A 25,653-nucleotide genomic window follows, 5' to 3' on the forward strand; every position below is an offset into this window, starting at 1 on the left:
AGGGTCTGTGCTTCCATTGCCCTCAGCGCCGCCGGCTGCCAGTCGCCCGGCCGGCCTCCGCCTTGGCATGCGCTGCGCGGCCCGCGCGTGCGGCGGCGGGCTGCGCGGGCGTTTCAGCCTGCGCCTGGGCTGCGGCCTGCAGCATCTCCGTGGCGTGCTCCAACGTGGCTTGGCTGGGCGCGTCGCTGCCGAGCATGCGGGCAATCTCGGCCACGCGCTGCGCGCCCTGCACGGGCTGCACGCTGCTGCTGATGCTTGCGCCCTGGCGCTGCTTGCGCACCTGCAGGTGCTGGTTTGCGCAAGCAGCCACCTGGGGCAGATGGGTCACGGCCAGCACCTGGCGATCGCGCCCGAGCTGGGTCAGCAGCGCCCCCACGCGGTGCGCTACGGCGCCGCCAATGCCCGTGTCCACTTCGTCGAACACCAGCGTGCCGGCCTGGCCCAAGCGGCTGGTTTGCACGGCAATGGCCAGGCTGATGCGCGAGAGCTCCCCGCCGGAGGCCACCTTGGCCAGCGCGCGCGGCGCGCCCTGGTCATGGCTGGCGATCTGAAATTGCACATCGTCCAGGCCGTGGGCCTGGGGCTGCTCCAACGCTTGCAAGGCAATGCCAAAGCGGCTGCCGGCCATGCCCAGCTCTTGCAGGCTGTCGGTGACGGCCTGGGCCAGTCTCGGCGCGGCCTGCTGGCGCTGGTGCGAGAGCTGCTGCGCCAGCGCCATGAAGTGTTCGCGCGCCTGCTGCTCGGCGGCCTGCAGGGCCTGCAGGTCAATGCCTGCATCCAGCGCCTGCAGGGCCTGTTGCCATTGCTGCCACAACGCTGGCAAATCTTCAGGCGGTTGGCGGTGGCGGCGCGCCAGGGCCAGCCATTGGCCCACGCGGGCGTCGAGCTGCTCCAGCTCGGCCGCATCCCACTCCTGGGCTTGGGCGTAGTCGCGCAGCTGGCGTGCCGCGTCCTGAAGCTGATCGGCCAGTGGCTGCAACTGCTCCTGCAATTGGGCAAATTGCGGCTCGATGTGGCCGTGCTGCTCCAGCGCCTGCAGGGCCTGGGCAAGCGCAGGCAGCGCGCCGCCCTCGCCCCCCGCATCGCCGCCGTCCAGCGCCTGCCAGGCCTGGGCCGCGGCCTGCTGCAGGTCTTGCATGTGCGTCAGGCGCGTGTGCTGCTGGTTGAGCTGCTCCCATTCGCCTTGGCCTGGCGCAAGTTTTTCGATGCTGTCGAGCTGCCACTGCAAGCGCTCGCGCTCTTGCTGCCATTGGGCCTGGTTGTCCTGCGCCTGTTGCAGCGCCTGCTGGGCCTGGCGCCACTGCGCCCAGGCCGCTTGCACGGGCGCTTCGTCGGCGCCGGCAAAGGCGTCGAGCAGGCCGCGCACCGAGTGCGGGCGCATCAGGCTTTGCCAGGCGTGCTGGCCGTGGATGTCCACCAGCGCCTCGCCCAGGATGCGCAGCTGGCTGGCCGTGGCGGCCGAGCCATTGATCCAGGCGCGGCTCTTGCCCTGCAAATCCACGGTGCGGCGCAACAGCAGCGAGCTGCCGGGCTCGAAGCCGTGCTCGTCCAGCCAGGCCAGCAGTGCCGGCTGGGTTGGCAGGTCAAATTCGGCCACCACTTCGGCGCGCTGCGCGCCTTCGCGCACCAGCGAAGCATCGGCGCGTGCGCCCAGCGCGATCTGCATGGCATCGATCAGGATGGACTTGCCCGCGCCAGTCTCGCCACTGAGCACCGTAAAGCCCGGCTGCAACTCCAGCTCCAGCGCCTGCACCAGCACGAAATCGCGCAGCGCCATGCGTTGCAATGCCATCAGCTGCCCCCTTCGGTCCAGCCCAACTTGTTGCGCAGCATGGCGAAATAGCTCCAGCCCTTGGGGTGCAAAAAGCAGGCGCTGTGCGCCGAGCGGCGCACGTGCAGGCAGTCGCCCACCAGCAGGTCGGGCATGGTCAGCATGTCGAATTTGGCGCTCATGTCGCGCCCGGCCAGCACTTTGACGGCGATTTCGGCATCGCCTGGCAGCACGATGGGCCGGTTCGAGAGCTTGTGCGGCGCAATCGGCGCGACCACCCAGCCGGAGGTGGCCGGATGCACAATGGGCCCGCCCACCGACAGCGAATAGGCCGTCGAGCCCGTGGGCGTGGCGATGATCAGCCCATCGGCGCGCTGGTTGGAGACGAACTGCTCATTGACCTCCACGCGCAGCTCCAGCATGCCTGAGAGCGCGCCGCGCGAGATCACCACGTCGTTGACGGCATCGCCTTCGAACACGCGCAGGCCGCCGCGCTCGACCCAGGCGTGAATCAAGGGGCGCTGATCCTGCTCGTAGATGCCGTGCAGCATGGGGCCGAGCTGGTCTTTGTAGTGGTTGAGCGGCAGATCGGTGACAAACCCCACCCGCCCCTGGTTGATGCCGATCAGCGGCGTGCCGTAGGGGGCCAGCTCACGCGCAATGCCCAGCATGGTGCCATCGCCGCCGATGGCAATGCACAAATCGCACTGCTGGCCAATCTGCGCCGGGCTCAGCCGCGGGTAGTGTTCGATTTCCAGGTGCTGCGCCGAGTCTTGCTCCAGCGCCACATCGCAGCCGTAGCGCAACAAAAACTGCACCACGTCTTCAACGACGATGCGGGCGGCGTGGCGTGCGTCGCGCGAGGGCGTGATCTGGTGCTTGCCCAGCACCGCCACCTTGTGAAAGCGCGTTTGCATGGTGTATTGGCAATCGGAGGCAATCGAATGGGGGAGTCTCGGCGCGCGCCGGGTGCAGCCAGCAAAGAAAAGCGCGCTAGGGGTTGTTGAGATGGCGTTTGCGAAGCGCTTTTTCGAGGCAAAAGCCGCAGATGCAAGGCGAAAATGCGCGCAAGCTTGGCTACCTTGCAAGCATTTGACCGAAAACAGCGCCGCAACACTCCATCTCAACAACCCCCAGGACCTTCACCCTTCATTTGGCGCGGCAAGTATAGCGGTAGAAACTGAGCGCCCGGCGCGCATGGCCAGCGGTGTCAACGCTAAGGCGCACGCGCTCCATCCGCCCTTGCCGGCGGCTGCGGCAAGCTGCGGTATAGTCCCGCCTCCGTAAAAACTGGCCCCTTGTCTTTTTCAACACAAGGCGCCGGTGCGCTTGGCCGCAATGCCTACTTTTTGTGCATGGCCAGGCACCGCCTTAGTACCACGCCCAATATGAAATCCCCTCTGGAAGCCAGCGTGCAGGCCAGCCTGCAGCAGTACTTCAAAGACCTCGATGGGCAAGAGCCCAGCAATGTGTACGACATGGTGATTCACCTGGTCGAGCGGCCCGTGCTGCGCGAGGTCATGGCGCGCGCGGGCCACAACCAATCGCGCGCTGCGCTGTGGCTGGGGCTCAACCGCAATACCTTGCGCAAAAAGCTCAAGATGCACGGCATGCTCGATGATGGCAGTGCAACTTGAAGCACTTCGCCCTTATTTCTCTTTTCCGCTCCTGAGCGCCCCGCTGCCGCCCGCTGCCACACTTGGCAGCGGGCGGCAGCGTTTTTGGGCTTTCTGGCCGGGCAGGTCGGGGCCTGTGGCCATAATCGCCAGGCCCGGTGCGCAATCGCACGCATGACCTGCCTGCAATCTGCAGCCCCGGCTTTTGTCGTGAGCCCAAACATTCCAAACTGCCAAGGAGATCCCATTCATGACCACCCTGTCCCCCATCGTGCGCCGTCAAAGCGTGGCCGATGTGCTGCGCCGCACCGCGCAGCGCCTGCCCGAGAAAACCGCCGTGATCTGCGGCGATGTGCGCTGGAGCTATGCCGAGTTCGACGCGCTGGTCACGCGCGTGGCCGCGGGCCTGGCGCAGCGCGGCGTGGCCGCGGGCGACAGGGTGGCCGTGCTGGCGCGCAACTCGCACGGCTTTGCCGCGCTGCGCTTTGCGCTGGCGCGCCTGGGCGCGGTGCTGGTGCCCATCAACTTCATGCTCACCGCCGATGAGGTGGCCTACATCCTGCGCCATGCCCAGGCGCGCTGGCTGGCCACCGACAGCGGCCTGGCCAGCCTGGCCCAGGCGGCGGCCAAGCTCGATACCCAGGTGGCGCATTTCATCTGGCTGCCTGCCGAGGAGCCGGGCGAGCCTGTGGCCGGCATGACCACGCTGGACGAGCTGGCCGCCTGCACCGCGCCCCTGCCTGAAGCCGCCGGCCCCAGCAGCGACGGGCTGCTGCAAATCGTCTACACCAGCGGCACCGAGAGCCTGCCCAAGGGCGCCATGCTCACGCACGACGCCGTGCTGTGGCAATACGTCAGCTGCGTGGTCAACGCCGCCATTGCCGAGGATGACGTGCTGCTGCACGCGCTGCCGCTGTACCACTGCGCGCAGCTGGACGTGTTCCTCGGCCCGGCCATCTACATGGGCTGCACCAACCTCATCACCGCCAAGCCCACGCCCGACAACCTGCTGCCCATGATGGCGCGCCACGGCATCACCAGCTTCTTCGCGCCGCCCACGGTGTGGATTGCGCTGCTGCGCTCGCCGCTGTTTGACCAGACCGACCTGTCCAAGCTGGCCAAGGGCTATTACGGCGCTTCCATCATGCCGGTGGAGGTGATGAAGGAAATGGCGCGCCGCCTGCCCGATGTGCGGCTGTGGAACCTGTACGGCCAGACCGAGATCGCGCCGCTGGCCACCATCCTCGGCCCCGATGACCAGCTGCGCAAACCCGGCTCCTGCGGCCGCCCGGTGCTGAATGTGGAAACCCGCGTGGTCGATGACGACATGCAGGACGTGGCCGTGGGCGAAGTGGGCGAGATCGTGCACCGCTCGCCGCACCTGATGCTGGGCTACTTCAAGGACGAGGAGCGCACCGCCGCCGCGTTCGAGGGCGGCTGGTTCCACTCGGGCGATCTGGCCACCATTGATGAAGAAGGCTACATCAGCGTCGTTGACCGCAAGAAGGACATGATCAAGACCGGCGGCGAAAACGTCGCCAGCCGCGAGGTGGAGGAAATGATCTACCGCATGCCCGAAGTCAGCGAAGTGGCCGTGATCGGCCTGCCCGACCCGAAGTGGGTGGAGGCCGTCACCGCCGTGGTGGTGCGCAAGGACGGCGCCGAGCTGAGCGAGCAGCAGGTCATCGACTTCTGCAACGCCCACATGGCGCACTTCAAGGCGCCCAAGCGCGTGGTCTTTGCCGACAGCCTGCCCAAGAACCCCAGCGGCAAGCTGCTCAAGCGCCAGCTGCGCCAGACGATCAAAGCCGATTGAGCGCGGCTGCTGCATGGCCCTGCGATGAAGTTCGCCCTGCTTTCCGACATTCACGGCAATTTGCCGGCGCTGCAAGCCGTGCTGACGTGCTTGCGCGCGCAAGGCATCGCGCAGGTGGTCAATCTGGGCGACAGCCTCTCCGGCCCCCTCTGGCCGCTGGAGACGGCGCAATGCCTCATGCAGCAAGGCTGGCCCACGCTGGCGGGTAATCACGAGCGGCAACTGCTCAGCCTGCCGCCTGAGCGCATGGGCGCATCGGACGCATACGCGCACGCACAGCTCAGCCCGGCCGTGTTCGACTGGCTGCGCCAACTGCCCGCCACCTTGCGCCCCGCGCCCGATGTCTTGCTCTGCCACGGCACGCCTGGCAGCGATCGGCATTACTTCTTGCACAGCATAGTGGCAGGCCGCCTGTGCCTGGCCACAGCGCAAGAGATCGACGAACGGCTGGGCGGCGAACGCGCGCGCCTTGTGGCCTGCGGCCACACCCATTTGCCCGGCGTGCTGCAAACAGCCCGCGGCCAGACCCTCGTCAACCCCGGCAGCGTGGGCCTGCCCGCCTATGACGATGACCGGCCCGAGCCGCATGTGGTCGAAAACGGCTCGCCCCATGCCCGCTACGCCGTGGCAGAGCGCCTGCCTGCCGCATCGGGCAGCGCCTGGGCCGTGACGCTGCATGCCGTGCCTTACGACCACGAAGCCGCCGCCCGCCAGGCCGAACGCAACGCCCGCCCTGACTGGGCCCATGCGCTGCGCACCGGGCGCATGCCGGCGGGGGCGTAGGCCGCCAGCGGCAAGGCCGATCCGGCCAGACGTGCGCTGCGCCCTGTTCAGCCGGGGGCTGAATCAGATCTGAAAAAGCAGGCAATAGAGCCATAGGCAATGACGGTGTGCGGCCACTGCGCGCACCGGCTTTTCGGCTTCTGGCAGGCTGTGGCGGGCCCGCTCAGCGCCGGCGGCGCTGGCGGTCGCGGCCGAGTTGGTCGCCGACCACGCCGCCAATGGCTGCGCCGCCTACGGTGCCCAGCACGCCGCCATTGCTGATGGCTGCGCCGGCTACGCCGCCGATGGCCGCGCCGCCCACGGCGCTGCGTTCGCGCGAGCTCATGTTGTCCCAGGTCGCGCAGGCCGACAGGCCAAAGGCCAGGCTGGTGACGGCGATGACTTGGATGGCTTTTTCCTTGGGTTGCATGACTGCCTCCTGATGCAGATGACTCTGCCAATCGATTCAAGGCCAGGGCCTTGAATCTCTCTGCGGAAAAGGGCTGCGCAGGTTTTGCGACACAGCCCCAGCGGAATGGGCGCAGCCTAACGGCCCAGCTGGCGCGGCCGCGCAAGCATGGCGTTGCGGCTGTATCCAAGCGCTTCGGCACTGAGGGGCCCAATGGCATTTGGTAACACCGCTTGCTTCGTTGCTGGGGGCATGAATCGGCAGTAAAGTCGCGCCTTTTTGCAAGGCTGCCCCGAATCCGCTGGCGCACACGATGCTGCGATTCGCGTCGCCTCTTCATCGCTTGCGCTGCGGCGCGCCGTGCGCACTGGCCACAGCGCCCATGCGCTTTTCCCCCTGGTGTTTTTCTGGAGATCCATCATGCACACCACACTTCGCCCCCTGCTGCGCTGGCTGGCCCCCGCGTTGATCGGCACGGCTGCCGCTGCAGCCAGCGTGCTGCCCGGCGCTGCACTGGCGCAAACCACTTACAAAATGGCCTACGCGCTCTCGCAGCAATCGCACTACGGCGCAGCGGGCAATGCCTTTGCCAAGACCCTTGAGGAAGGCAGCAGCGGCAAGTACAAGATCCAGCAGTTCGCCAACAGCGCATTGGGCGGCGAGCGCGAGGTCATCGAGGGCCTGCAACTGGGCACCATCGACATGGCCGTGCTTTCCACCGGCGCGACCATGAACTTCGTGCCTGCCGCTGCAGTGTTCGACGTGCCCTTCTTGCTGCGCGATCTGGAGCACGCCCGCAAGGTGCTCGACGGCCCGATTGGCCAGGAGATGCTGGCCGAGTTCAACAAACGCGGCCTGGTGGCCCTGGCCTGGGGCGAGCAAGGCTTTCGCCACCTGACCAACAACGTGCGCGCCGTGGCCTCGCCGGCCGATGCCAAGGGCCTGAAGATCCGCACCACCGAAAATCAACTGCACATTGCCGCGTTCCGCGCCATCGGCATCCTGCCCACGCCCATGGCCTGGCCGGAGGTTTCCACCGCGTTGCAGCAGGGCACCATTGACGGGCAGGAAAATCCGCTGTCGGTCATCACCTCGGCCAAGCTCTCGCAGGTGCAAAAGCACCTCTCGCTGACGGGCCACGTCTATGCGCCGGCGGTGATCATCGTCTCGCCTTCGGTGTATGAAAAGCTCTCCGATGCGGACAAGGCCTTGTTCAAGAAGGCAGCGGAAAACGCCGGCCAGGCGATGCGCGATTTCGTCTCCAACATTGAGAAGTCGGGCGTGCAGCAGCTCAAGGACGAGGGCATGCAAATCACCGAGGTGGACCGCAGCGCCTTCGAGAAAGCCGTGGAGCCGGCCTACAAGGACTACAACAAGCGCTTTGGCGCCGATCTGCTGCAGCGCATCCGCGACACCAAGTAATCTTGCTCCTGTCGGCAGCGCTCCATTGATGGCGTGATATTGCTTGATGCCATGGCGCGGGCCACCGCTGCCCGCGCCATGGCCCGCCGCTGCCGCACGCAGGCTGGGGCGCGTGCCCAGCCAAACCCATCGTCTGCCCCCTACCCCTGCTTGCCTTGCGCAATGCCCGCATCCCCTGCTGCCATGCCTGCCCTTCAAGCCATTGACCGCGCGCTATTCGGTCTTGTTTCTTTTCTGGCCCAGCTGCTGCTCTGGCTGGCCGTGGCCATGGGATTTTTCCAGGTCGTGGCGCGCTTTGTGCTGCATTCGCCGCTGGACTGGAGCGAGGTGCTCACGCGCGCGGCCATCATCTGGGTGGTGATGCTGGGCACGGCGCTGGCCTTTCGCAGCGGCACGGCCATTGCCGTGCAATTCCTGCACAGCCGCCTGCGCGGCCCAGCGCGCCGCTGGCTGGAGCACTTCATCGGCGCCACCTGCGTGGGCTTTTTGCTGTTTCTGGCCTGGATCGGCGCGCAAATCACCTACCGCGTGCGTTTTCAGAGCCTGGCCGGGCTGGAGATTTCCATCTCCTGGGTGTATCTGGCCATCCCGGTGGGCGCAGCGCTCTCGGCCCTGGCGGTGCTGCTGCACTGGCTGATGGCGCCGCAGGCCAGCGCAACGCCTGCCGAGCCCGCCCCGCTCTGAGCGCCTCCAAAGCATCCCCTATATCCCCAAGCCTCCAATCCCGAAAGCGCGCCATGTCGCAGTTGATGATCGTCACGATGCTGATTTTCTTTGCCCTGTCCCTGCCGGTGGCAGTGGCCATTGGGTTGTCCAGCATCACCGGCATTGCTTACGCCGGGGTCAATTGGCTGGTCATGCCGCAGCAAATCTTTGCCGCGCTGGACAAATTCCCGCTGATGGCCATCCCGTTCTTCATCCTGGCTGGCAATCTGATGGAGGCCGGCGGCATCTCGCAGCGGCTGGTGGACTTCGCCAAAAGCCTGGTGGGCCGCGTGCAAGGCGGCATGGCCATCACCTGCGTGCTGACCTGCATGATCTTTGCCGCCGTGGCCGGCTCCAGCGTCGCCACCACCTTTGCCGTGGGCAGCATCCTGATTCCTGCGCTGGTGCGCCATGGCTACCCGGCGCCGTTTGCCGCCTCGCTGCAGGCCACCTCGGCCGAGCTGGGCGTGATCATCCCGCCTTCGGTGCCGATGATTCTGTACGCCGTCTCCACCGAAACCTCCACCGGCGAGGTTTTCATCGCCGGCATCCTGCCCGGCCTGCTGCTGGGCGCGGCGCTGATTGCCTACGCCTGGTTCTACGCCCGCCGCACCGGCCTGGGTCGCAACGACGGCCAAGGCAGCATGCCCGTCTGGGCCGCGCTGCGCCGCGCCTGGCTGGCGCTGCTGATGCCCACCATCATCCTTGGCGGCATCTACGGCGGCGTATTCACCCCTACGGAGGCCTCGGTCGTGGCCGTGGTCTATGCGCTGGTGCTCAGCTTGTTCGTCTACCGCAGCATCGGCCTGCGAGCGCTGGGGCCGGTGTTTCACCGCGCCGTCACCGGCACGGCCGTGATCATGTTCATCATCGCCAACGCCGGCGTGTTCAGCTTCTTGCTCAACCGCGCCGGCGTGCCCGACATGCTGGGCCAGTGGCTGGGCGGCCTGTTCGAAAGCAAATACCTGTTCCTGCTGGGCATCAACCTGGCGCTGTTCGTGATCGGCATGTTCATCGAGACCTCGGCCTCCATCGTCGTGCTCGCGCCGCTGCTGCTGCCCGTGGCAGTGCAGTTCGGCGTCGATCCGGTGCATTTCGGCATCATCATGATCGTCAACCTGGCGCTGGGCATGGTCACGCCGCCCATGGGCGTGAACCTGTTTGCCGCCTGCGCCATCGCCCGCGTCTCGCTGGAGCAGATCGTGCGTCCGCTGCTGCCGCTGGTGGGCGTGGTGCTGGCCTGCCTGGCCATCATCACCTACGTGCCACAGCTGTCGCTACTGCTGCGCGACCTGGCTTATTGAGCGCCGAGCCACCCGCCGCCAGGCCCAGGCGCTTGCCCAATTCCGTTCAGCCCTCTTTCTCTATGACCCAGCGCCAAGCCTTTGCCTTTTTGCAGCCGGGCGATCCCTTCCCCGCCTATGGCTCGGTCAGCGAGGAGCTGGGCCCGCTGGCCGTGGGCGGGGATTTGCAGCCCCAGACGCTGCAGGCCGCCTACCGCCAGGGCATCTTCCCGTGGTTTTCCGCGCCGCCCATCCTGTGGTGGTCGCCCGATCCGCGCATGGTGCTGCAGGTGCAGGACTTTCGGCTGCACACCTCGCTGCGCAAAAGCATTGCCCGGCTGCTGCGCGCGCAGTGCCTGCAAGTGCGTGTGGACAGCGCCTTTGGCACGGTGCTGCGCTGCTGCGCCAATGTGGCGCGGCCCGGCCAGAGCGGCACCTGGATCGTGCCCCAGATGCAGCAGGCCTATGAGCGGCTGCACCAGGCCGGGCTGGTGCACAGCGTGGAGACCTGGCTGGACGGCGAGCTCGCCGGCGGGCTGTACTTCGTCAACATCGGCCAGGCGGTGTTTGGCGAATCCATGTTCGCGCTGCGCAGCGATGCCTCGAAAATCGCCCTGGCCGCGCTGGTGGCCATGTGCCGCGCGCACGGCCTGCCGATGATCGACTGCCAGCAAAACACTGCCCACCTGGCCTCGCTGGGCGCGCGCGAGATGCGCCGCGCGCAGTTTCTTGAGCAGCTCGCGCCCCTGGTGCAGCAGCCCGCGCCGCGCTGGCAGTTCAGCGATGCGCTCTGGGCGCAGCTGCCGCAGTGGCCCCAGCGCGATCTTCTTGCATAGCGTGAACAAGCCCTAGAAGCAGATGAACCAGCGCCGCCCTGCCCTGCAGCTGTACGCCACGGCACCCTACCCGTGCAGCTATCTGCCTGGGCAGATGGCGCGCTCGCAGGTCGTCAGCCCGGGGGAGCTGGTCGGCGCGCCGGTGTACGACCAGTTGATCGCCCAGGGCTTTCGCCGCAGCGGCCTGTTCACCTACCGCCCGCATTGCGACCATTGTCAGGCCTGCCAGACGCTGCGCATCCCCGTGGCGCAGTTCCGCCCCAATCGCAGCCAGCGCCGCACCTGGCAGCAGCACCGCCAGCTGTCGGTGCGCGTCATGCCGCCGCTGCTGCAGCCCGAGCACTTCGCGCTCTACCAGCGCTATCTGCAGCAGCGCCACGGCGACGGCCAGATGGAACACGACAGCCCAGCGGACTATGAGCAGTTCCTGCTGCGCAGCCACGTACACACGCGCTTGCTGGAGTTCTCCAGCATCGATCCATCCGGGCAAGAGCCGCCGCAACTGCGCATGGTCAGCGTGGTCGATCTGCTCGGGCACGGCATCTCCGCCGTTTACACCTTCTACGACGCGGCCAGCGCCAAGGGCCTGGGCACCTGGGCCATCCTCTGGCAAATCCAGTGGGCGCGCCAGCTGGGCCTGCCCTATCTCTACCTGGGCTATTGGATTGCCGCCTGCCCCAAGATGGCCTACAAGGCGCGCTTTATGCCCCATGAAGTGCTCATCGCTGGGCGCTGGCAGCAGGTCGATCGATGAAGAGCGCAGGCGCTGGTGCGGCAGCGCCTGCGCGCCCGAAAGCGCGCACCAACGGCCGGTTCAGGGCGCTTGCAGAAAGCTGCGCATGGCCTGCAGCGTGGCCTCTGGCGCCTCGGTCATCAGGTTGTGGCCCACGTCGATGCTGGCCGTTTGCAGCGCCACGCCCGCTTGCTGCGCGGACTGCACCAAGGGCTTGGCCGCGCGCGCCGGGGTCATCTGGTCTTGGCTGCCGCTGAGGATCAGCACCTGGGCCTTGACCTGGGCCATGGCCTCAGGCCCTCCTTCGTAGCTGTCGCAGGCCACGAAGCCTTTGTGGAAGATGTTCTCGCGCGGGTTGCTGCGCAGCACGCGGCGGCCCAGCGCCATGCCCATGCCGTAGGGCCAGGTGCCCGGCCCCAGCGCCGAGGGCGGCGGCGCCAGCGTGCTGCGCGAGAACACGTTGACCAGGTGCATGGCTTTCTCCGGCGCGTTCTGCGACAGCTCCAGCAGCGCGGACGAGACGCGCATGGGCGCGGCCGTGCCCAGCAGCAGCAGTTTGCTCACCCGCGCGCCCAGCTGGGCCGCAGCCTGCAGCGCGATCAGCGAGCCAAAACTGTGCCCAGCCAGCGCCAGTGGCGCATCGTCCAGCGTTTTCACCAGGGCGGCGATGGCGTCGGCGGCTTGCTGTACGCTGGCGGGCGCCTCGCTGGCGGCGCTGCGGCCATGGCCGGGCAGGTCGATGGCCAGCACGTTCCAGCCGTGGTGTGCAAACCAGCGACTTTGCAGCGCCCAGACGCTGTGGTCATTGAGCACGCCGTGGATCAGGATCAGCCAAGGCTGGCCCGGCTTGTGGGCCGTGCCGCCGGTGTAGGCATAGAGCGGGTGGCCATTGAGGGAAATCTGCATTTGTATCGCTCCTTGTCCTGGTTTTTCTTATGCAGCGGCTTTCTCCGCCGCTTTCAGGGCGCGCTTGAGGTCGTCGATCAGGTCATCGGCCTCCTCCAGCCCGATGGACAGGCGGATGGTGCCCTGGGCGATGCCCGCGCCGGCCAGGGCGGCATCGTCCATGCGGAAGTGGGTGGTGCTGGCCGGGTGGATGACCAGCGAGCGGCAATCGCCCACGTTGGCCAGGTGGCTGAAGATTTTGAGCGCATCGACGAACGCCTTGCCCTGGGCGCGGCTGCCTTTGAGGTCGAAGCTGAACACCGAGGCCACGCCACGGGGCAGCAGCTTTTGCGCCAGCGCATGGCTGGGGTGGCTCTCCAGCAGCGGGTGGCCCACGCGCTCGACCATGGGGTGGCTGGCCAGGAACTGCACCACCTTTTCCGTGTTGGCGATGTGGCGCTGCATGCGCAGCGACAGGGTTTCGATGCCTTGCAGAATCGTCCAGGCGCTGTGCGGGCTGAGCGCCGCACCAAAGTCGCGCAGGCCCTCGCGGCGCGCGCGCAGCAAAAAGGCGCCGGCGGTGGCCTCCTCGCTGAAGACCATGCCGTGAAAGCCCTCGTAGGGCTGGGTCAGCTCAGGGAACAGGCCGCTGCCATCCCAATCGAAAGCGCCGCCATCGACGATCACGCCGCCCACCACGGTGCCGTGGCCGCAGAGGAATTTGGTGGCCGAGTGGTAAACCAGATCGGCCCCCAGCGCCAGCGGCTGCATCAGATACGGCGTGGTGAAGGTCGAATCCACCAGCAGCGGCAGGCGCGCGGCGCGGGCGATCTCGGCCACGGCGGGCACGTCCAACACGTCCAGACCGGGGTTGCCCACGGTTTCGCCAAACAGCAGCCGGGTGTTGGGGCGGATGGCGGCGCGCCAGGCGTCCAGATCGCCCGGATGCACGAAGGTGGTTTCGATGCCAAAACGGCGCAGCGTGTAATTCAGCAGGTTTTGCGAGCCGCCGTAGATGGCGCTGCTGGCCACGATGTGCCCGCCCGCGCCCATCAGCGTGGCAATGGCCAGGTGCAGCGCGGCCTGGCCGCTGGCCGTGGCGATGGCGCCCGCGCCGCCTTCGAGCGCGGCCATGCGCTGCTCCAGCACTGCCGTGGTGGGGTTGCTGATGCGCGAATAGACGTGGCCGGCGCGCTCCATGTTGAACAGCGAGGCCGCGTGCTCGGAAGATTCAAAGACGAACGAGGTGCTCAGGTGCAGAGGCACGGCGCGCGCGCCAGTGCTCGCATCGGGCGCGGCGCCTGCATGCAATGCCAGGGTGTCAAAGCCGGGATCGCTGTAGCCAGCCATGGGGTTGGTCTCCTGTTATTGGTTAAGAACCTGTTCAAAGGAAGGTTTGCGGGCAGCGCACCAGAAGCGCCCGCCAAGGGCGGTCCTTGGGCTGCGAGGGCGCTATTGTGGGCTATATTCCACGCCTGATTGGCGCAGGCCGGGCGCTTGTTGTCGCCCATGCCGCAGCTTGGCAGGCCGCAGCGCCCAGCACGACAAAACCCAGGAGACCCCGCGCATGAAAGTCAGCGATATTCTCAGAGTCAAAGGCAATACCCTGTACACCGTGCGCGCCGATGAAGCCTTGAGCGTGGCCGTCGAGACCATGGCCGAGCGCGACATCGGCTCCCTGGTAGTGGTCGAGCACGGCGAGGTGGTCGGCATTCTGACCTTCCGGGAGGTCATCCTGGCCATGGTGCAACACCGTGGCGCGCTGGACAAGGTGACGGTGCGCGCGCACATGGACGAGTCGCCCATGAGCTGCACGCAACAGACTTCACTGGACGAAGTGCGGCGCATGATGCTTGATCGCCATGCGCGCTATATGCCGGTGATCGACAACCGCATGCTGATGGGCGTGATCAGCCTCTACGACGTGGCCAAGACCGTGGTCGACAGCCAGAACCTGGAGAACAAGCTGCTCAAGGCCTATATCCGCGATTGGCCTGAGGAGGACGCCAGCGCCTGATCGACTGCATTGCCTACACGCCTTGCCCGCTGCGGCAAGCACCTTTTGCCCCATACCCGCGCCATGAGCAGCGCGGGTTTTTTTGAACGTTTGATCGCTTCGCATGGAAAAACGGGTTTTGTTCCGCTCGACCTGGTTGCCCTGGGTCCTGCTGGCGCCGCAGATGGCGGTGATTCTGATCTTTTTCTTCTGGCCTGCCGGGCAGGCGCTGGTGCAGTCCTTCCAGATGGAGGACGCCTTTGGCTTCTCGCGCGAATGGGTCGGGCTGGAGAACTTCCGCCGCCTGTTCAATGATTCGAACTACCTGGCCTCGTTCCGCATCACGGCGGTGTTTTCTGTGTTGGTGGCCGTCACTGGCATCGGCCTGTCGCTGCTGCTGGCCGTTTTTGCCGACCGCATCATCAAAGGCGCACTGGTTTACAAAACAGCGCTGTTGCTGCCCTACGCCGTCGCGCCGGCCGTGGCCGGCGTGCTGTGGCTGTTCATGTTCTCGCCCAGCCTGGGGGTGGTGGCCTACCTGCTGGAGCAGGCCGGCATGCGCTGGAACCACCTGCTCAATGCCAACCACGCCATGGCGCTGATCGTCATGGCCGCAGTCTGGAAGCAAATCTCCTACAACTTCCTGTTCTTCCTGGCCGGGCTGCAGGCCATCCCCAAATCGTTGCTCGAAGCGGCCGCCATCGACGGCGCCGGCCCGCTCAAGCGTTTTCTGTCCGTGCAGTTCCCGCTGCTCTCGCCCACCACCTTCTTCCTGTTGGTGATCAATGTGGTCTATGCCTTCTTTGACACCTTCGCCATTGTCGACGCCACCACAGAGGGCGGCCCCGGGCGCGAAACCGCCATCCTGGTCTACAAGGTCTATTACGACGGCTTCAAGGCGCTGGACATGGGCAGCTCGGCTGCGCAATCGGTGGTGCTGATGGTCATCGTCATCGCGCTGACCGTGATCCAGTTCCGCTACGTCGAGAAAAAAGTGCAGTACTGATATGTTGACCATCGTTGAACGCCGCCCGATGCTGACCATCCTGGCCCATGCAGTGATGCTGCTGGGCATTGCCGTGGTGGGCTTTCCGCTGTATCTGGCCTTCGTCGCCTCCACCCACACGGCGCAAGACATCGTGCAAGCCCCCATGCCGCTGCTGCCCGGCAGCAACTTCTGGGAAACCTACAAAACCGCCCTGCTCGGCGGCGGCGAGGGCGCAGGCTCGACCGCGCCGGTAGCGCGCATGATGTGGATCAGCTTCGTCACCGCCATGGTCATCGCCGTGGGCAAGATCGCCATCTCGCTGCTCTCGGCCTTTGCCATCGTGTATTTCCGCTTCCCGCTCAAGGGGCTGTTCTTCTGGCTGATCTTCGTCACGCTGATGCTGCCGGTGGAAGTGCGCATTGGCCCGACCTACCAGGTCATCTCCGACCTGGGCATGCTCAACAGCTACGCTGGCCTGACCATCCCGCTGATTGCCTCGGCCACGGCCACCTTCCTGTTCCGCCAGTTCTTCCTGACCGTGCCCGACGAGCTGGTCGAAGCCGCGCGCGTCGATGGCGCCGGGCCGATGCGCTTTTTCAAGGACGTGCTGCTGCCGCTGTCCAAGACCAGCATTGCCGCGCTGTTCGTGATCCAGTTCATCTACGGTTGGAACCAATACCTCTGGCCCCTGCTGGTGACCACCTCCGAAGACATGTACCCCGTGGTCATTGGCATCAAGCGCATGATCGCTGGCGGCGATTCGGGCAACCAGTGGAACGTGGTCATGGCCACCGCCATTCTGGCCATGCTGCCGCCTGCGCTGGTGGTGGTGCTGATGCAGCGCTGGTTCGTCAAAGGCCTGGTGGACACGGAAAAATAACGCGCAAAAATAACGCGCGCCCACGGCCTTGCCGCCCCCCATTCTTGCTGGAGCCCCCATGAGCACCCTGACCCTGTACTCCGCCCCTGGCACCTGCGCTCAGGCCACGCACATCGCCTTGCTCGAGGCGGGCGCGCCCTTTGAGCTGGTGCAACTGGACTTCACCCAGCAAGCCCAGCGCAGCGCTGCCTATCTGGCCCTCAACCCCAAAGGCCGCGTGCCCGCGCTGCAAACCGAGCAAGGCCTGCTGACCGAAACCCCGGCGCTGCTGGCCTACATCGCGCAGCGCTTTCCCGCCGCGCGTCTGGCGCCGCTGGGCGATGCCTTCGCCTTTGCCCGGCTGCAGGAGTTCAACAGCTACCTGGCCTCCACCGTGCACGTGGCCCACGCCCACGGCCGACGCGGCGCGCGCTGGAGCGACGATGCCGCCGCCCACGACAGCATGCGCGCCAAGGTGCCGCAGAACATGCGCGAGGCCTTTGCCTACATCGAGGCGCACTACCTGCCAGAGGGCAGCGACTGGGCGCTGGGGCAGGACTACAGCGTGGCCGATGCCTACCTTTACACCGTCACCGGCTGGCTGCCCAGCGACGACGTGGCCATCGAGGAATTTCCCAAAGTCGCCGCCCACTACGCGCGCATGAGCGCCCGCCCGGCCGTGCAGCAAGCCCTGGCCCAAGCCAAGGCCTGCACGCCCCGGCTGCTTTGAGCCTTTCGTCCCTGCCCTGCCCCAAAGCCACCATGAGCTTTCTCTTCCCCGCCCCGGCCACCCCCAGCGTGGCCATCCTCGGCCAGGCCGAGCGCTTTCCCGTGCACCGCATCTACTGCGTAGGCCAGAACTACGCCAAGCACGCCCAGGAGATGGGCGCCAGCGGCCGCGAGCCACCGTTCTTCTTCCTCAAGCCCGCCGATGCCATCCTCAGCGTGCCCGAAGGCGGCCTGGTGGGCCAGATGCCCTACCCCAGCCTGACCGAAGACCTGCACCACGAGGTCGAGCTGGTCGCCGCCCTGCACCGCGGCGGGAGCGACATCCCCGTGGCCCAGGCGCTGGAGCACGTCTGGGGCTACGCCGTGGGCCTGGACATGACGCGCCGCGACCTGCAGGCGCAGCAGAAAAAAGCCGGCCGCGCCTGGTCCATCGCCAAGGGCTTCGAGCACAGCGCGCCCATCGGCCCCATCGTGCCCAAGGCCCAGGTCGGCGCCATCGAGCAGGCCAGCATCGAACTGGACGTGGACGGCCAGCTGCGCCAAAGCGGCAACACCGCCGAGCTGATCTGGAGCGTGGCCGAAGTCATCGCCACCCTCTCCAAGGCCTGGGAGCTGCAACCGGGCGACCTGATCTTCACCGGCACGCCCGCCGGCGTCGGCCCCGTGCTGCCTGGCCAGCAGATGCAGGCGCGCATCGCCGGCCTGCCCGAGCTGCGCGTGATGGTGCTTTAAATACCGCCATGACGACACCGCGCCACCTGATCCGCTTCTGCCGCGCCTGCGGCCAGCCTGTAGAGCACCGCGTGCCCGACGATGGCGACACCCGGGTGCGCGCCGTCTGCCCGGCGTGCCACACCATCCACTACCTGAATCCGCTGAACGTGGTCGGCACCATCCCCGTCTGGCAGGGCAAGGTGTTGCTGTGCCTGCGCAATATCGAGCCGCGCCGTGGCAAGTGGACGCTGCCGGCCGGCTTCATGGAGCTGGACGAAACCACCGCCCAGGGCGCGGCGCGCGAAACCCGCGAGGAAGCGGGTATTGAAGTCGCGCTGGGCCCACTGTTTTCCATCATCAGCGTGCCACGCGTGGGGCAGGTACACCTGTTCTACCAGGCCAGCATGCACGGGCCCGAAGTCGCCCCCGGCCCGGAAACCCAGCAAGCGCAGCTGTTCGCCGAAGACGAAATCCCCTGGGACGAGCTGGCCTTCCACACCACGCGCCTGACCCTGCAGCGCTTCTTCGCCGACCGCCAGGCCGGCCGCTTCAGCCTGCACGACCTGGTGATCGAATAGCCCGCGCCTTGCAGCGCTCAACCGCCCGAGCCTGCAGATGCACTGGGCGCGGCGATTCGTGCAGGGCATCCATCAGGCTGGCGGCTTGCCAATGCGGCGCTTGGGCGGCTGCCATTCGCGCTCGGTCATGGCCTGCACCCGCGCGCCGGCCTCGCCCATCAGCTGGGGCAAGAGCTGCGCCTCGGGCAGCAAATGCCAGTACTTCTGCGGCATCTCCTGGCGCATCATGCGCGGGTTCAGGCGCGCGGGGTTGAAGATGTGTGCGTAATAGGTCTGCCCAGGCAGCTCGCGAAAGCGCACGAAGGCTTTCATCTTGTGCGTATCGCGGCGCACGGCCTGCGCCAGGCGCATGGCGTGATGCACATCCGGGTCGGTCACTCTGTCGAGCAACCCACGCTCGCCCGAGGCCAGCCGCCACAGCAGCCGGTACAGCAGGGCAAAGCGCTGCGGCTCGCGGTGGCACAGCGCCTGCATGGCCAGCGCCAGGAAATTCTTGGGCACATGGGGCGCAGGCCGCTGCACAGGCGCTTGGGCCACTGCCGCAGCGGCGATCAAAGTGCGTTCATCGCCGGCCAGCCAGTCCAGCGCCTCGGGCGCAATGGCCGCGCACCAGGCCTGGCGGGCCTGGTCGCGCCAGGCCTCGAGCGACCATGGCAGCGCCACCCGTGCCTGCCAGTGGCTCATGCGAACAAATCCCCCTGCCGTGGCTTGGGCGTGAGCCACTGCCGCAGTGCGGCCGGATCATCGAGCTGGCGTTGCGGGTGGTGGTCGGGCAGCAGGATGAAGGGCAGCATTTTCTTCATCGGCGCACGCAGACGTGCGATGTCGGCCAGCCGCAAGGCGCCACTGCGGCGGCTGGCGATGATGCGCTGCACATTGCGCACGCCCAGGCCAGGCACACGCAGCAGCATCTCCTTGGGCGCGCGGTTCAGATCGACCGGAAAGCGCTCGGGATGGCGCAGCGCCCAGGCCAGCTTGGGGTCGATGTCCAGATCGAGCATGCCATCGCTGCGGGCATCGGCGATTTCCTCGACCTCGTACTGGTAAAAGCGCAGCAGCCAATCGGCCTGGTACAGGCGGTGCTCGCGCAGCAAGGGCGGAGCCTTGGCTGGCAGGCGGCGCGAGGCATCCGGGATGGGGCTGAAGGCCGAGTAATACACCCGGCGCAGGTGGTAATCGCCATACAGCCGTGCGCTGGTGCGCAGGATCTGCGCATCGTTGGCCGCATCGGCGCCCACGATCATCTGCGTGCTCTGCCCGCCGGGGGCAAAACGCGGCGCGCGCACCCCGGCCGGGCGGCCCGCCATGGCCCGCACTTTGGGCGAGCGCGCCTCGCGCGCCTCGTCGATGCGCCACTTCACGGCACCCATGGCCTCGTGGATGCCGGCATGGGTTTTCTCCGGCGCCAGCTCAGCCAAGCCAGCCTCCGTGGGCAACTCAATGTTGACGCTGAGGCGATCGGCATAGCGGCCCGCCTCGGCCAGCAACGCATCGCTGCATCCAGGGATGGTCTTGAGATGGATGTAGCCGGCAAAACGATGCTGCTCGCGCAGCCGCCGCGCCACCTCGATCATCTGCTCCATGGTGCAGGGCCTGTTCACCTTATGCAAGGAGTCGCGAAGGCATGAAAAATCGCTCCGATCAAGGCGCACGTCGCAGGGCGTATGTCGATACGCTCAAGACGGGCAACGCCGAGCGGGGGGATTTTTCATGCCTTCCCCAAGGGTTGGGGTCTGTAGGGGCCGACCACGGCGTTGGCAATCCTCGCAAGGCATCCAGCCTTGTTGCGGTTGCCGCCTTGTGCTCGGCCCCTACAGGCCCCAACGCGATCTCCTTTCATAGGGTGAACAGGCCCTAATCGCCCGAGCGGATGATGCCGCTGGAGAGAAACAGCCCTTCGATGTAGTTGCGCTTGTAGAAATCCAGCGTCAGCTTCACCAGCTCGTCGATGGCAAAACGCGCCCTGGGCACATGCTGGAAATGCGGTTGACGCAGTAGGCGCAGTCGTAGATGCAAAAATTGGTCAGCAGCAGCTTGAGCAACGACACGCAGCGCCCGTCCGGCGTGTAGCTGTGGCAGATGCCCATGCCCTCGGTGCTGCCAATGCCACCGCTTTTGGCCGAATTGCGCTTGCCTGCCCCACTGGATGCGCAGGAGGCGTCGTATTTGGCCGCATCGGCAAGGATGGCGATTTTTTTGATGGTCTCCATGCGGGGATGTTAGGACTTGTTGAAATTTAGTGTTGCGGCGGTGTTTTTGGTCAAAAAACCGTAACTGCTGCGTTTCGCCTTGCATTTGCGACTTTTGCCTCACAAAACCGCTTCGCCAACCTCATCTCAACAACACGCTCTAAGCGCACGAACTGCAGCGCCGTGTGCCTCTGCGGATTTGCCCCAAGCTCCTCAAGCCAAACCATCCCCAAAGGCCTCACGGGCCTGCTGCAGCCAGCCCGGCGCCCAGGCGGCGGCCTGTTCTTCGGGGTCGGCCGGGTCGCTGGCGTCGAGCACCAGCAGCTGGCCGATGCGCTGCGCGCCCAGGTCCTGCAGGCGGGCATCAAACAGACGCCCGCCTGCGGCAAAGGTCTCGCCGTAAAACTGATCGCCCAGCGCGATGACGCCATAGCGCAAGGCCCCCAGGTAGCGTGGCCGCATGTCCAGATCGGCGTACAGCGGCTGCAGGTTCTCCGGCACCTCGCCACTGCCGTGGGTGGAGGTGCACACCAGCAGCAGCCCTTGGGCGCTGATTTGCTCCAGCAGCTCGCCCGTGCATTGCGCGTCGGCCAGCAGCAGCTCGATCTCCAGCGCCTGGCCAGGGGCGGCCGTACTGCGCAGGGCCTGCTCCACGGCCTGGGCCACGTACCAGGCCGTGTCGCTGACCGTGCCTACGAGGATGGTGAGTTTCATAGATCGTGTATGTGTGTCGTGCAAAGCCTGTGGATGCTGTGCGGGGCTAGGGCAGAGGCAAGCGTCTGTGCCAGTGGGCAGGCTTCAAGAACGATTTTCATTCCCCAGGCTCTGGCACAATCGCGGATTGTCCCTTGTTTTCGGCCTGGCAAGCGCTGCACAGGCCTTGTTACCTCTCCCATGCCCCAAGAACTGCTCACCCTGGAGCGCATGCGCGCCGACATTGCCCGCATGCTGCACGAAAGCCCAGACGCCATCGCGCTGGACGACAACCTGATTGACTGGGGCCTGGACTCCATGCGCGTGCTCAACCTGTTGCTGGCCTGGAACGAAACCGGCATTGGCCTGGATTTCTCCGAGATCGCCGAACACACCACGCTGCGCGGCTGGTGGCAAGTGGTACAGCAGCGCCTGGCGCAAATGGGCCACTGAAGCCCCCGCGCCATGTCCGCCCAGACGTCTTCCGATGCGGCGCAAGCCGACATTGCATCCAGTGGTCCCTGGCCGCTGACGCCCGCCCAAACCGGGCTGTGGTATGCCCAGCAGCTCGACCCTGGCAACCCCAGCTTCAACACCGGCCATGCACTGTGGCTGCAAGGCTCGCTGGACGTAGCGGCCTTTGCAGAGGCGGCCAACCAGGCCGCGCGCGAGGCCCAGGCGCTGTGCCTGCGCTTTGGCCTGCGCGCAGATGGCCAGGGCGTGCAGCAGTGGCTGGATGCGGCGCACGTGCCCGAGCTGGAAATCATTGACCTGAGAACCTGTCCAAAGTCCCAGCCAGACTCCAGCCAGTGCGCAGAGCACGCAGAGCACGCAGAGCACGCAGAGCACGCAGAGCACGCAGAGCAGACCAAGCAGGTCGCACAAGAGGCCATGCAAGCCGACATGGCCCGCCCGCTCGATCCCACGCGCGACCGACTGGCGCGCCAGTGCCTGTTCGTACTCGGCCCCGGACGTTACTGCTGGTACCAGCGCGCCCACCACCTGTTGTGCGACGGCTATGGCATGGCGCTGTGGGAAGGCCGCGTCACTGCGCTGTACAGCGCCGCTCTGGAGGCCCGGCAAGCCCTGCCGGATGCGGATGCGACAGCGGGTGCCTCCTCGCAGCGCCCGCTGGGGCCGCTGCAGCCCGTCATCGACGAGGCCCTTGCCTATCCGGCCAGTAGCACCTGCCAGGCCGATGCAGCCTATTGGCGCGAGCTGTTCACACCCGCGATCGAGGTGGCCAGCCTCTCGGCCCAGCCGCACGCCAAGGCCCAGGCCGCGCACCACTGCCTGCGCCTGAGCATCGCACTGCCGCAGGCCTGGCGCGAGGCCCTGCTGGCCTTTGCCCAGCAGCAGGCCATCCCCTGGCCCGATGTGCTCACGGCATTGGCGGCGCTGTACTGCCAGCGCATGGCTGCAGCCGCGCAAACCGTGGTGGGCATCCCCTTCATGGGGCGGCTGGGCAGCGCCAGCGCCCGCGTGCCGGCCATGGTGATGAACGTGCTGCCGCTGCCCGTGGCCGCCAGCGACGAGCAGGCCATGGCCCCCTGGCTGCAGACCATGGCCCGCGCGCAACTGCAGGCGCGCCGCCATGGCCGCTACCGCAGCGAGCAGCTGCGCCGCGACCTGGGTCTGCTGGGCGGGCAGCGCCGCTTGTATGGCGCGCTGATCAACGTCCAACCCTTTTACCAGCCCGTGCGCCTGCCAGGCCTGCAGACGGAGCTGGAAATCCTGGGCACCGGCCCCATCGACGATCTGACCATCGGCTTTCGCGGCGATGCCCGCCAGATGCTGGAGCTGGAGCTGGAGGCCAACCCCAATCTCTACACGCCAGAACAATTGCAGGCCCACTTGCTGCGCCTGCCCGAGTTCATCGCTCAGGCGTGGCTGGCCAATACCCTGGGCGAGCTGCGCCTGGCCAGCCAGGCCGAGGCCCAGCGCTGCCTGTTCGACTTCAACGCCACCGCGCACCCGGTGCCGCAAACCACGCTGGCTGCGTTGATCGAAGCGCAAATGCAGCGCAGCCCCCAGGCCACGGCCTTGGAGTACGAAGGCCAAAGCCTGAGCTACGCCGAGCTGGATGCGCGCACCAGCGCCCTGGCCCAGGCGCTGGTTGCCCAGGGCGTGGGGCCCGACGCCCTGGTGGCCGTGGCGCTGCCGCGCTCGCTGGAGCTGCTCATCGCCCTGGTGGCCGTGCTGCGCGCCGGCGGCGCGTATCTGCCGCTGGATTTACAACACCCCAGCGAGCGGCTGGCGCGCATCGTGCAATTGGCCCGCCCCATCTGCGCCTTGGCGCAACAGGCCGATGCCGCGCGGCTGCCCGCCGGGCTGCCTTGCCTGCCGCCAGCGGCCTGGCCCACTGCGCCGGCCGAGCCCGATGCAGCCCAGCCGCTGCCCGCGCCCCAGCCCCAGCACCTGGCCTACGTGATCTACACCTCCGGCTCCACCGGCGAGCCCAAGGGCGTGATGATCGAGCACCAGGCCATCGTCAACCGGCTGGAATGGATGCGCCAGCACTACGGCTTCGACGCCAGCGACCGCATCCTGCAAAAAACCCCGGCGACCTTCGATGTCTCCGTCTGGGAGTTCTTCCTGCCGCTGCTGTGCGGCGGCACGCTGGTGATCGCCCCGCCAGAGACGCACCGCGACCCGGCCTGGCTGGCGCGCATCATCCGCCAGCAGCGCATCGGCACCTGCCACTTCGTGCCCTCCATGCTGGCGGCCTTTCTGGCCGAGCCGCAAGCGCGCGGCATCCAGATGCGGCGCATCTTCACCAGCGGCGAAGAGCTGCCCGCTTCGCTGCGCCAGCGCCTGCACGCCACGCTGCACAGCCAGCTGCACAACCTCTACGGCCCCACCGAGGCCGCCGTGGACGTGAGCTACTGGGACGCCGGGCCGGACGACCACGCCCAGCCCGTGCCCATTGGCCGCCCGGTCTGGAACACCTGGCTGTACGTGCTCGACGCCCAACTGCGCCCACTGCCGCCGGGCGTGGCCGGCGATCTCTACCTGGGCGGCGTGCAACTGGCGCGCGGCTATCTGGGGCGCGAGGACCTCACAAGCGCAGCCTTTGTGCCTGACCCGCACCGCCCTGGCCAGCGCATCTACAAAAGCGGCGATCTGGCGCGCTGGCGCGCCGACGGCGCGCTCGAATACCTGGGCCGCAGCGACCAGCAAATCAAGTTGCGCGGCCTGCGCATCGAACTGGGCGAGATCGACGCCACCCTGCTGCGCAGCGGCATGCTCGAACGCGCCAGCGTCATCGTCCACACGGACGAGCGCGGCGATAAAAAACTCGTGGCCTACGTGCAGCCCAAGGCCGAGCACAGCCCACTGAACAGCGCCGCGCTGCTGCGCTGCGTGGCCAGCCAACTGCCCGACTACATGGTGCCGAGCACCGCCGTGGCGCTGCAACGCTGGCCCGTCACGGCCAACGGCAAGCTCGACCGCCGCGCCCTGCCCGCGCCAGACTTTGGCCGCCCTGGCCAGGGGGCTGCGCCGCAGCCGCTGCAAACGGCCACGCAGCGCCAGCTGGCCCAGATATTTGCCGAGGTCCTGCAGCAACCGCTGGCGCACATCGGCGCCGACAGCGACTTCTTCAGCCTGGGCGGCGATTCTCTGAGCGCCGTGCAGCTGCTGCTGGCTGTGCAACAGCACTGGCAGCGCAACCCGGGGCTGGGCGGCGTCTTCGCCCAGCCCAGCGTGCAAGGTCTGGCGGCGCTGATCGACGACGAGCGCGTGTCCTTCGACGACGGCCTGGCGCCGCTGATCGCCCTGGCCACGCCCAACGCCGCCGAGACGGCTGAAGCCGCCGCAACCGCCGCAGCCACCGCAGCCGCTGCGCCCCAGCAGGCCCAGCCCAGCGGCAGCCTGGGCAGCGATGCCGCGCCATTGTTCGTCATCCACCCCGCTGGCGGCATCGGCTGGGGCTATCGGCACCTGGCGCGCGCCCTGGCGCACCCGCAACGCACGCCGGGCATGCCGGCCCAGGCCCGGCCACGCGCCGTCTATGCGCTGCAATCGCCCGCGCTGGCGCCCGATCAACCGCTGCCGCACAGCATCGACGCACTGGCCGCGCAGTACGTGCAGCGCGCGCGCCAGATCCAGCCCCAGGGGCCGCTGCACCTGCTGGGCTGGTCGGTGGGCGGCATCATCGCCCAAGCCATGGCCGTGCACGTGCAGGCCAACGGCGGCAGCGTCGGCCTGCTGGCGCTCTTGGACGCCTACCCTGCCGATGCCTGGCGCGCCGAGCCCGAGCCCAGCCCCATTCAGGCCTTGCGCGCCCTGCTGGCCGTGGCCGGCTACGACCCCGAAGGCCACCCCGAGCTGGACACCCAGGACAAAGTCATTGCCTTTTTGCGCCAGGGCGACACCGCCCTGGGCCACCTGCCCGATGCCGCGCTGGCCGGCGTGGTGCGCGTAGTCACCGACACCAACCGCCTCATCCGCCAGCACCACCACCGCCGCTACGAGGGCCTGCTCACCCATGTGCGCGCCGGGCGCGACCACCAGCACAAGCCGCATCTGCAGGCCCAGCTCTGGGCCCCCTACGCCGCGCAGCTGCGCACGTTGCAAGTGCCTTTTTTGCACGCCGAGCTCACCGGCCCCGAGGCCACGGCCGCCATCGCGCCGCAGCTGTTCTCGCCCTGAAAGCTGCCGACGGCCA

General features: G+C 67.1%; 23 protein-coding genes and 2 pseudogenes. 16 read left to right on the top strand and 9 right to left on the bottom strand.

The window, feature by feature from the left end:
* Positions 1–22: 22 nt before the first annotated feature.
* Positions 23–1,792: a DNA repair protein RecN gene (gene recN / locus CK620_RS03040; protein ID WP_095549006.1), complete on the bottom strand. Its 1,770-nt coding sequence runs from the start codon at positions 1,790–1,792 to the stop codon at positions 23–25.
* Positions 1,792–2,688 carry an NAD kinase gene (locus CK620_RS03045; RefSeq protein ID WP_095543523.1) on the bottom strand — a complete coding sequence of 299 codons (897 nt, stop codon included), beginning with the start codon at positions 2,686–2,688 and terminating at the stop codon, positions 1,792–1,794. The genes recN and CK620_RS03045 overlap by 1 nt, the downstream gene beginning before the upstream one ends.
* Before the next feature lie 471 nt (positions 2,689–3,159).
* On the opposite strand from CK620_RS03045, the gene CK620_RS03050 reads away from it, so the two are divergent.
* The 3 genes from CK620_RS03050 (at position 3,160) to CK620_RS03060 (ending at position 5,986) form a co-directional block, all read left to right on the top strand.
* A complete protein-coding gene (locus CK620_RS03050; RefSeq protein WP_095543522.1) occupies positions 3,160–3,408 on the top strand; it encodes a helix-turn-helix domain-containing protein in 249 nt (82 codons plus the stop codon).
* Between the two features lie 229 nt (positions 3,409–3,637).
* Complete coding sequence (locus CK620_RS03055) at positions 3,638–5,203, top strand: acyl-CoA synthetase (RefSeq protein ID WP_238945989.1); 1,566 nt, start codon at positions 3,638–3,640, stop codon at positions 5,201–5,203.
* 24 nt (positions 5,204–5,227) lie between these two features.
* Entirely contained in the window at positions 5,228–5,986 is a 759-nt protein-coding gene (locus CK620_RS03060) for a metallophosphoesterase family protein (RefSeq protein WP_095549007.1), read from the top strand.
* Positions 5,987–6,149: 163 nt separating this feature from the next.
* Here the strand turns inward: CK620_RS03060 and CK620_RS03065 are convergent, their stop codons facing one another.
* Positions 6,150–6,395 (bottom strand): glycine zipper 2TM domain-containing protein, encoded by a 246-nt coding sequence (locus CK620_RS03065; RefSeq protein ID WP_095538689.1) that lies wholly within the window; start codon positions 6,393–6,395, stop codon positions 6,150–6,152.
* Positions 6,396–6,794: 399 nt separating this feature from the next.
* On the opposite strand from CK620_RS03065, the gene CK620_RS03070 reads away from it, so the two are divergent.
* The 5 genes from CK620_RS03070 to CK620_RS03090 all read left to right on the top strand — a co-directional run bounded on the left by CK620_RS03070 (position 6,795) and on the right by CK620_RS03090 (position 11,374).
* Positions 6,795–7,796, top strand: coding sequence for a TRAP transporter substrate-binding protein (locus CK620_RS03070; RefSeq protein WP_095543528.1), 1,002 nt, complete (start codon positions 6,795–6,797; stop codon positions 7,794–7,796).
* A 183-nt stretch (positions 7,797–7,979) separates the two neighbouring features.
* Positions 7,980–8,480, top strand: coding sequence for a TRAP transporter small permease (locus CK620_RS03075; RefSeq protein WP_095543520.1), 501 nt, complete (start codon positions 7,980–7,982; stop codon positions 8,478–8,480).
* Between the two features lie 53 nt (positions 8,481–8,533).
* Complete coding sequence (locus CK620_RS03080; protein ID WP_095543519.1) at positions 8,534–9,805, top strand: TRAP transporter large permease; 1,272 nt, start codon at positions 8,534–8,536, stop codon at positions 9,803–9,805.
* A 62-nt stretch (positions 9,806–9,867) separates the two neighbouring features.
* A complete protein-coding gene (gene aat, locus CK620_RS03085) occupies positions 9,868–10,620 on the top strand; it encodes a leucyl/phenylalanyl-tRNA--protein transferase (protein WP_095549008.1) in 753 nt (250 codons plus the stop codon).
* Positions 10,621–10,642: 22 nt separating this feature from the next.
* A complete protein-coding gene (locus CK620_RS03090) occupies positions 10,643–11,374 on the top strand; it encodes an arginyltransferase (protein ID WP_095549009.1) in 732 nt (243 codons plus the stop codon).
* Positions 11,375–11,434: 60 nt separating this feature from the next.
* Here CK620_RS03090 and CK620_RS03095 read toward each other — a convergent pair whose 3' ends face one another.
* Together CK620_RS03095 and CK620_RS03100 are read right to left on the bottom strand one after the other, a co-directional pair.
* Complete coding sequence (locus CK620_RS03095) at positions 11,435–12,259, bottom strand: alpha/beta fold hydrolase (protein ID WP_095549010.1); 825 nt, start codon at positions 12,257–12,259, stop codon at positions 11,435–11,437.
* A gap of 27 nt (positions 12,260–12,286) precedes the next feature.
* Complete coding sequence (locus tag CK620_RS03100) at positions 12,287–13,588, bottom strand: O-acetylhomoserine aminocarboxypropyltransferase (protein WP_095549011.1); 1,302 nt, start codon at positions 13,586–13,588, stop codon at positions 12,287–12,289.
* 217 nt (positions 13,589–13,805) lie between these two features.
* On the opposite strand from CK620_RS03100, the gene CK620_RS03105 reads away from it, so the two are divergent.
* The 6 genes from CK620_RS03105 to CK620_RS03130 all read left to right on the top strand — a co-directional run bounded on the left by CK620_RS03105 (position 13,806) and on the right by CK620_RS03130 (position 18,102).
* Positions 13,806–14,255, top strand: a complete 450-nt coding sequence (locus tag CK620_RS03105; protein WP_095539047.1) for a CBS domain-containing protein — start codon at positions 13,806–13,808, stop codon at positions 14,253–14,255.
* Positions 14,256–14,358: 103 nt separating this feature from the next.
* Complete coding sequence (ugpA, locus tag CK620_RS03110; protein ID WP_095543514.1) at positions 14,359–15,240, top strand: sn-glycerol-3-phosphate ABC transporter permease UgpA; 882 nt, start codon at positions 14,359–14,361, stop codon at positions 15,238–15,240.
* Between the two features lie 10 nt (positions 15,241–15,250).
* Entirely contained in the window at positions 15,251–16,102 is an 852-nt protein-coding gene (gene ugpE, locus CK620_RS03115; RefSeq protein ID WP_095543526.1) for a sn-glycerol-3-phosphate ABC transporter permease UgpE, read from the top strand.
* 58 nt (positions 16,103–16,160) lie between these two features.
* The gene (locus CK620_RS03120) at positions 16,161–16,811 is read left to right on the top strand and encodes a glutathione S-transferase family protein (protein WP_095538699.1); all 651 of its coding nucleotides are present in this window, start codon (positions 16,161–16,163) and stop codon (positions 16,809–16,811) included.
* 32 nt (positions 16,812–16,843) lie between these two features.
* Positions 16,844–17,542 (top strand): fumarylacetoacetate hydrolase family protein, encoded by a 699-nt coding sequence (locus tag CK620_RS03125; protein ID WP_095549012.1) that lies wholly within the window; start codon positions 16,844–16,846, stop codon positions 17,540–17,542.
* Positions 17,543–17,550: 8 nt separating this feature from the next.
* A complete protein-coding gene (locus CK620_RS03130; protein ID WP_095549013.1) occupies positions 17,551–18,102 on the top strand; it encodes an NUDIX hydrolase in 552 nt (183 codons plus the stop codon).
* Positions 18,103–18,174: 72 nt separating this feature from the next.
* On the opposite strand, the gene CK620_RS03135 is transcribed toward CK620_RS03130, so the two are convergent.
* From CK620_RS03135 to CK620_RS03150, 4 genes and pseudogenes are all read right to left on the bottom strand, one after another.
* The gene (locus CK620_RS03135) at positions 18,175–18,786 is read right to left on the bottom strand and encodes a DUF4130 domain-containing protein (RefSeq protein ID WP_095549014.1); all 612 of its coding nucleotides are present in this window, start codon (positions 18,784–18,786) and stop codon (positions 18,175–18,177) included.
* A pseudogene (locus CK620_RS03140) lies at positions 18,783–19,688 on the bottom strand (putative DNA modification/repair radical SAM protein); the annotation flags it as partial. The gene CK620_RS03135 and the pseudogene CK620_RS03140, both read right to left, overlap by 4 nt.
* A gap of 271 nt (positions 19,689–19,959) precedes the next feature.
* A pseudogene (locus CK620_RS03145) lies at positions 19,960–20,312 on the bottom strand (putative DNA modification/repair radical SAM protein); the annotation flags it as partial.
* 192 nt (positions 20,313–20,504) lie between these two features.
* Positions 20,505–21,005, bottom strand: coding sequence for a flavodoxin domain-containing protein (locus tag CK620_RS03150; protein WP_095549015.1), 501 nt, complete (start codon positions 21,003–21,005; stop codon positions 20,505–20,507).
* 180 nt (positions 21,006–21,185) lie between these two features.
* Between CK620_RS03150 and CK620_RS03155 the strand changes: the two genes are divergently transcribed.
* Positions 21,186–21,437 carry a phosphopantetheine-binding protein gene (locus CK620_RS03155; RefSeq protein WP_095543507.1) on the top strand — a complete coding sequence of 84 codons (252 nt, stop codon included), beginning with the start codon at positions 21,186–21,188 and terminating at the stop codon, positions 21,435–21,437.
* A 12-nt stretch (positions 21,438–21,449) separates the two neighbouring features.
* Positions 21,450–25,637 carry a non-ribosomal peptide synthetase gene (locus CK620_RS03160; RefSeq protein WP_095549016.1) on the top strand — a complete coding sequence of 1,396 codons (4,188 nt, stop codon included), beginning with the start codon at positions 21,450–21,452 and terminating at the stop codon, positions 25,635–25,637.
* The last annotated feature ends 16 nt before the right edge of the window (positions 25,638–25,653 follow it).

The organism is Vandammella animalimorsus (assembly GCF_002285285.1).
Taxonomy (GTDB): Bacteria; Pseudomonadota; Gammaproteobacteria; order Burkholderiales; family Burkholderiaceae_C; genus Lampropedia; species Lampropedia animalimorsus.